Source organism: Dietzia sp. B44 (assembly GCF_014145245.1).
In the GTDB taxonomy this organism is placed as follows: Bacteria; Actinomycetota; Actinomycetes; order Mycobacteriales; family Mycobacteriaceae; genus Dietzia; species Dietzia natronolimnaea.
In genome coordinates this window covers 1-6,041 of sequence record NZ_JAALEF010000095.1, presented here as the reverse complement: position 1 = coordinate 6,041, position 6,041 = coordinate 1, and the positions used below count along the sequence as shown (strand labels likewise).

Annotated in this window: 6 protein-coding genes; 2 read left to right on the top strand and 4 right to left on the bottom strand. The window is 71.7% G+C overall.

Annotated features, from left to right (window positions below; genetic code table 11):
- Nucleotides 1-113 precede the first annotated feature (113 nt).
- Entirely contained in the window at nucleotides 114-1,574 is a 1,461-nt protein-coding gene (locus tag G6017_RS04090; protein ID WP_182616057.1) for an FAD-dependent oxidoreductase, read from the top strand.
- A 132-nt stretch (nucleotides 1,575-1,706) separates the two neighbouring features.
- Here the strand turns inward: G6017_RS04090 and G6017_RS04085 are convergent, their stop codons facing one another.
- Complete coding sequence (locus tag G6017_RS04085) at nucleotides 1,707-2,309, bottom strand: fasciclin domain-containing protein (protein ID WP_182616055.1); 603 nt, start codon at nucleotides 2,307-2,309, stop codon at nucleotides 1,707-1,709.
- A 175-nt stretch (nucleotides 2,310-2,484) separates the two neighbouring features.
- Here G6017_RS04085 and G6017_RS04080 point away from each other — a divergent pair, with 175 nt between their 5' ends.
- Nucleotides 2,485-3,741, top strand: coding sequence for a glutaminase (locus tag G6017_RS04080; RefSeq protein ID WP_182616053.1), 1,257 nt, complete (start codon nucleotides 2,485-2,487; stop codon nucleotides 3,739-3,741).
- 18 nt (nucleotides 3,742-3,759) lie between these two features.
- Here the strand turns inward: G6017_RS04080 and G6017_RS04075 are convergent, their stop codons facing one another.
- The 3 genes from G6017_RS04075 to G6017_RS04065 form a co-directional block, all read right to left on the bottom strand.
- A complete protein-coding gene (locus tag G6017_RS04075; RefSeq protein ID WP_182616051.1) occupies nucleotides 3,760-4,689 on the bottom strand; it encodes a patatin-like phospholipase family protein in 930 nt (309 codons plus the stop codon).
- Nucleotides 4,690-4,746: 57 nt separating this feature from the next.
- Nucleotides 4,747-5,184 carry a nitroreductase family deazaflavin-dependent oxidoreductase gene (locus tag G6017_RS04070; protein WP_182610973.1) on the bottom strand — a complete coding sequence of 146 codons (438 nt, stop codon included), beginning with the start codon at nucleotides 5,182-5,184 and terminating at the stop codon, nucleotides 4,747-4,749.
- A gap of 40 nt (nucleotides 5,185-5,224) precedes the next feature.
- The coding region (locus G6017_RS04065; protein ID WP_182616049.1) for an alpha/beta hydrolase at nucleotides 5,225-6,041 on the bottom strand (817 nt) is incomplete at its 5' end.

Below are 6,041 nucleotides of genomic sequence, written 5' to 3'. Positions count from 1 at the left end.
GGCGCCGGATCGGCGGCAGGTGCGCCGGGGCGGTCCGCCTCAGCGGGTGCGGGCCGAGGAGTGCGGCCTTACAGTGGCCGCGAGGTTCGTACCGAGCTCAGAGGAGACGCACGATGGGCACATCATTCTGGCGACGCACGACGATCGATCCCCCGGTGGCGGAGTTCCCCGAGGGTGAGCACGTGGACATCGTGGTGGTGGGGGCGGGTTTCACCGGCCTGATCACCGCCCTGATCGCGGCCGCACGGGGCAGCTCCGTGGTGGTGCTGGAGGCCCACACCGTGGGCGCCGGCGCCAGCGGTTCGACCACGGCCAAGGTCTCGGTCCTGCAGGGGACCCGGTTGTCGACCATCCGCTCGCACCACGGTCTCGAGACCGCCCGCGCCTACGCGGAGGCCAACCAGTACGGCCTGGACTGGTGGGCGGAGTTCTGCGGGTCCCACGGGGTGGACGTGCAGCGACCCCGGGCGGTCACCTTCTCGCGCAGCCTCAAGGGGACCAGCACTCTGCGCTCGGAGAAGCGCACGCTCGACGCCCTCGGACTGCCCGCCCGGTGGTACGACCGGATCGACGTGCCGTTCCCCGCCCGGGCCGCCGTGGAACTGCCCGATCAGATGCAGCTCGACCCCGTCGAGGCGCTCGCGGCTCTGGTCCGCGCCACGACGGCGCTCGGTGTCCGGATCGTCGAGCACTCCCGTGTCACCGGACTGGACGTGCGGGGGCAGGACGGCGACGCCCACGTGGAGGTGCGCAGTGACGGCGGCACCTGCTCGGCGCGGGACGTCGTCCTGGCCACCGCGTCCCCGGCCCTGGACCGTGGCCCCACCGCGGCGTCGATGGAGGCCGAGCGGTCCTACCTGTGCGCGTTCGAGTACCCCGGCGGGCTGCCGGAGGGGATGTACGGCTCGGTCGAGAGCCCGGTCCGCTCCCTTCGGACCGTGCCCGTGGGGGACCGCGAGGTCCTGCTGGTGGGCGGAAACGGCCACCGCACCGGAACGGCCGCGGGCACCGACTCCAAGATCGACTCACTGCGCGAGTACGCCGCCAAGCACTTCCCCGGGGCCGAGTTCACCCACGGCTGGTCCGCGCAGGACTTCCACCCGGTCACGCTGGTGCCCAAGTCCGGCCCCATGCCGTGGGGGAAGGGTCGGGTGCACTTCGCCGGCGGGTACAGCAAGTGGGGACTGACGGGCGCGCCGGCGGCGGCGGGCATCATGGTGGACCGGCTCAGCGGGCGTGAGCCCCGGGTCTCCTTCGGCAAGCCCTCGGTCACGGGCGTCCTGCGTACCGCGGTCTCGCTGTACGCGGACCTCCCGGTGCAGCTCGCGGCCACCGCCGCTCAGGCGACGGTGCGTCGGCCCCGGCCGACCCTCCGGCCGATCGGCGAGGCGACCGGGGACGACGGCCGGACCTGCAGGGTGGGGCTCCTGTGCCCGCACATGGGCGCCGCGCTGAGTTGGAACGAGGCGGAGCGGTCGTGGGACTGCCCGTGGCACGGGTCGCGGTTCTCTGCGTGTGGCGAACTCCTCGAGGGTCCGGCGACCCGGGACCTCAAGCGCTACGACGAGGTCTGACCCGGCCCCCGATTGGACGGTCGTCCAATTCTCCGGGAGCTCCCACGACCACCCGGGACAGAGGAACGCCCCGGCCCGACCCGTGACGGGTCGAGCCGGGGCGCGGCCGGGTTACCGGCCCTGTCGTGCCTGTCAGGCCGGGGGCATCATGACCCCGTCGATGGCGTGGATGACGCCGTTGGTGGCGGGCACGTCGGTCTGGATGACGGTGATGCGGTTGCCCGCTCCGTCCACCAGCATGACGGTCTCGCCCTCCACCTCGACGGTGAACTCGCCGCCCTGGAGGGTCTCGACGGTCTCGCCGTCCATCCCCATGACGTCCTCGGCCATGACGTCGCCCTCGATCACGTGGAACTGCAGGATCTGGGCCAGGTCACCGGTCGGATCGGCGAGGAGCTCGTCGAGCTGGCCGTCAGGCAGCGCCGCGAAGGCCTCGTCGGTCGGAGCGAACACCGTGAAGGGGCCGGGACCCTCGAGGGTCTCCACCAGGCCCGCGGCCTCGAGCGCCTGCGTGAGGGTGGTGAAGTTCCCCGCGGCCATCGCGGTCTCGACGATGTTGCCGGTGGCCGCCGACTCCTCCGTCATCTCCTCCTCGGTCGTCTCCTCGGTGGTCATCTCCGTGGTCATGGTGGTCTCTTCAGTGGTGGTGGCGTCGTCGGCCGTGTCGTCCGTGCCGCACGCCCCCATGAACACTGCGAGTCCGATAGCTCCCGTTACTGCGATCGTCCGCTTCATGAGCAACCTTTCGTCTTGGGTCGGGGGTAACCCCAGTGTGACGGGACTGATGCGACAGATGTAACCGGTGAGACACAATCGTTGTACTGCCGTTAACCTCGGCGACGCATCCCCGATCCCACGGGAGAGACTCGTCGGGGCGCGCGACCGGAGGGCGCCGTGACACCCTGAGGTCGTGAAGACCCCGGTACCTGACTACCTACTCGAGATCCGCGACCTGTGCTCGACGGGCGCGGACGGGCACCTCGCCGATTACATCCCCGAACTCGCGGCCGTGGACCCGGACCGGTTCGCCGTGGCTGCCTGCACGATGGACGGCGTCGTCTACACCGCCGGCGACGCGGACGCCGAGTTCACCATCCAGTCGATGAGCAAACCGTTCGCCTACGCGCTGGCACTGCGCGACCGCGGGATCGAGGCGGTCCTGGAGAAGGTGGCCGTGGAGCCGTCCGGGGACGCGTTCAACCAGATCTCCCTGGAGAGGATCAGCGGCAGGCCCCGGAATCCCATGATCAACATCGGAGCCATCACCACCCACACCCTGGTCGGGCCGGTCGGCGCCACCGAGGACGAGCGTGACGAGGCACTGGCCGCCGGGCTGTCCTCGTTCGCCGGTCGGCGCCTGGAGGTGGACGCGGCCGTCATGAACTCCGAGCTGCGCACCGCGTTCCGGAACCGGGCGATGGCCAACCTGGTCCGGGCCAGCGGGATCATCGAGGACGACCCCGACGAGGCCGTGCGCGGCTACACCCGCCAGTGCGCCTACCGGGTGACCGTCCGCGACCTGGCGGTGATGGCCGTGACCCTGGCGACCGGCGGGATCAACCCCGTCACCCGCGAGCGCGTCGTCTCCGCGCCGGTGGCACGGCAGGTGCTGGCGGTCATGGCCACCTGCGGGATGTACGACGCGGCCGGCGACTGGATGTCCACCGTCGGGATCCCCGCCAAGAGCGGGGTGTCCGGCGGGATCTTCGGTGCCCTGCCCGGCCAGGTGGGCCTCGGTGTCTTCTCCCCGCGGCTCGACGACCACGGACACAGCGTCGAGGGGGTCCGGACGTTCGAGCGGCTCTCGCGCGACCTGGAACTCCACCTGATGAACACCACGGTGACCGAGGTCGAGGCCGTCCGTTCGGTGCGGTTCGACGAGATCAGCGGCAGGCGCACCTTCCGTCTGCAGGGGCCGATGACGTTCGCGAGCGCCGAACAGGTGTTGCGTCGGCTGGCCGAGATCCCGCCGGGTGACGGAGAGGTGACCCTCGATCTGAGCCGGGTCTCCTCGGTCAACGCGAGCGCGCGCCGCATGTTGCTCGAGTCCATGCGGCGGCTGTCGCTGGACGGGCACCTGGTGGGACTCGCGGATCCCGGCCGCCGTCTGCCCGACCCGGACTTCGGGGACGGGTCCCGACCGGTCACCCGGCGGGCGGCCCGCTGACGCCTCGTCGGCCGGGGTTCACGCGCCGACGCCTGCGTCGGACAGCGCGATGCGCACGGTGTCCGGGGCTGTCCTCATGGAGTACTCGAACGCTGCCACCCGGCGGGTGCTGCTCATGAAGTGGGCACCCAGCCCCGCGAGATCGACGGCCGTCGGAAGGATCGGGACCACCGTGGTGCCCCGCGCGCGGACGACCGCGATCTCGGCGGCCAGTTGCGCGGACATCGGTCGTCGGATCAGGCGGTGTTCGAGCCGGCCGCCGGGTCCGGGCACACGGACGCCGGGAGCCGACGCCATGGGAGCGATCACGTAGATGAGGTCCGCGTCCTCGGGCGAGAGCAGATCCACGGAGGCGGTCGACCCCATTCCGCCGTCGACGAAGATGCGGTCGCCGATGGGGACCGGGGTCATCCACCCGGGGGTCGACCAGGACGCGCGCAGCGCCTCGCCGACGGTCGCGATCGGCGAACCCGGTGCGCCGAACACGACCCGCTCACCGGCGCGGATGTCGTAGGCGACCATCCGGGCGGCAGGGTGGGGCAACCAGGAGCCCACCTCGAACCCCTCGGCCAACCGCTGCAGCCATCCCATGTCGCCTCGACCGCTGGGGGCGATCCCGGCGTAGGCGGCCAGGCCGGAGTGCGTGCGCAGCAGTCCGGGATTGAGCAGGGGTGGCCGGGGCAGCGGCGGCCTGCCGGGCGGGGTGGACGCGATGTGCTCGCGGAGCCTGGGGTCCCGGGCCCGTCCGCGCTGCATGTCCACCAACTCTTCGACCCCGACGCCGCCGCCCACCATGGTCACCAACTCGGCCCCCGCCGAGGTGCCCAGCAGAACGTCGGCGTCGCGGGGATCGAATCCGGTCTGCTCGGCGAGGGCGTGCATGGCCGCGATCGTCCAGGCGCCCCCGATGGTGCCACCGCATCCGAGGACGAGGGCGGTTCGGGTCATTCGAGGCCTCCTGAGGTGGCAGGGCACCGGGATCGGTGGGTGCGGTGGTGAGGGACCTCAGTCCCGGGGGTCGAGCACGAAGACGGGGATCGTCCGCTCGGCCTTCTCCTGGTAGTCGCGGTAGTCGGGGTACACCGCGACCGCCCGATCCCACCACAGGTCGCGTTCCGCACCGGTCACCTCGCGGGCGAGGAAGTCACCGACCCGGTCCTTGTCCCGCACCTCAACGTGCGGGTGGGCCTTGATGTTCCAGTACCAGACCGGATGGGTGGGTGCGCCGCCCAGGGAGGCGACGGCGGCGTAGGAACCGTCGTGCTCGACCCGCATCAGGGGAGTCTTGCGCAGCTTCCCCGACTTCTTGCCCACGGTGGTCACGATGACCACCGGCATGCCCGACAGCTCGGAGCCCGACGCCCCGTTGCTCTTCTCGTACTGCTCGACCTGGTCCCGCACCCACGTGCTGGGGCTGGGCTCGTACTCGCCGGACAACGGCATGATGGCCTCTCTCGTCAGTGCGATCCCGCTCGGTGGGTCGTCACCGAGGCGACATTACGCCCGACCCGGCGAGGGGCTCGGTGAACCTCCGGAGCGCCGCGATCACCGCGAGGTAGCGGGCGGACTGCACCGCGTCGAACCCGTGCTGCGCGCCGGGGAGTTCGGCGTAGACCACGGGGTTCGACGACCCGCCCCGCAGGTGCCGCACCAGCCTGCGCGAACCCTTGACCGGGGTGTACATGTCGTCGGTCCCGTGGATGATCGCGATCGGGGGCGCGCCCTCCGCCGGGTGGCGGACCGGGTCGGAGACGTCCTTCGTGCCCGCGCCCAGACGGCCGTAGTAGCCGTAGAGCCCGATCGCACCCGCCAGGGAGGTGTCCAGGTCCTCGAAGCCGGGTTGGAATCTCGGGTCGCCGGCGGTCAGAGCGGTCATCATGGCGATGTGCGCGCCGGCCGAGCTGCCCGCCACCACGATCGGGGCGTCCGCCGGGATACCGTGCGCGGGGCCCTCCGTGCGGATCCAGCGGATCAGCCTCTTGACGTCCACCAGGTGCTGGGGGAAGCCCGCCTCCGGCGTGGACGAGAGGTGGTAGGTGGTGCTGATCGCGGCCCAGCCGCGGAGCGCGTGGTCGAAGAGCATCGCCCGCGACTCCCGGCTCGGCCCGCCCGCGCGGAAGTGCCCGCCGTGGATGTGGATCAGCACCCCGCGCACGCTCTCGGTCCCTCTCCCGGTGTAGAGGTCGAACCGGGTCGCGCGGGCGTCAGGTCCGTAGGCGAGGTGGGTGCGGGCCTCGACGCCGCGCGGCCGGAGGGGCCACGGCTGGAGGAGCACCGTCCGCCACGGCGTGCGGTGGCGG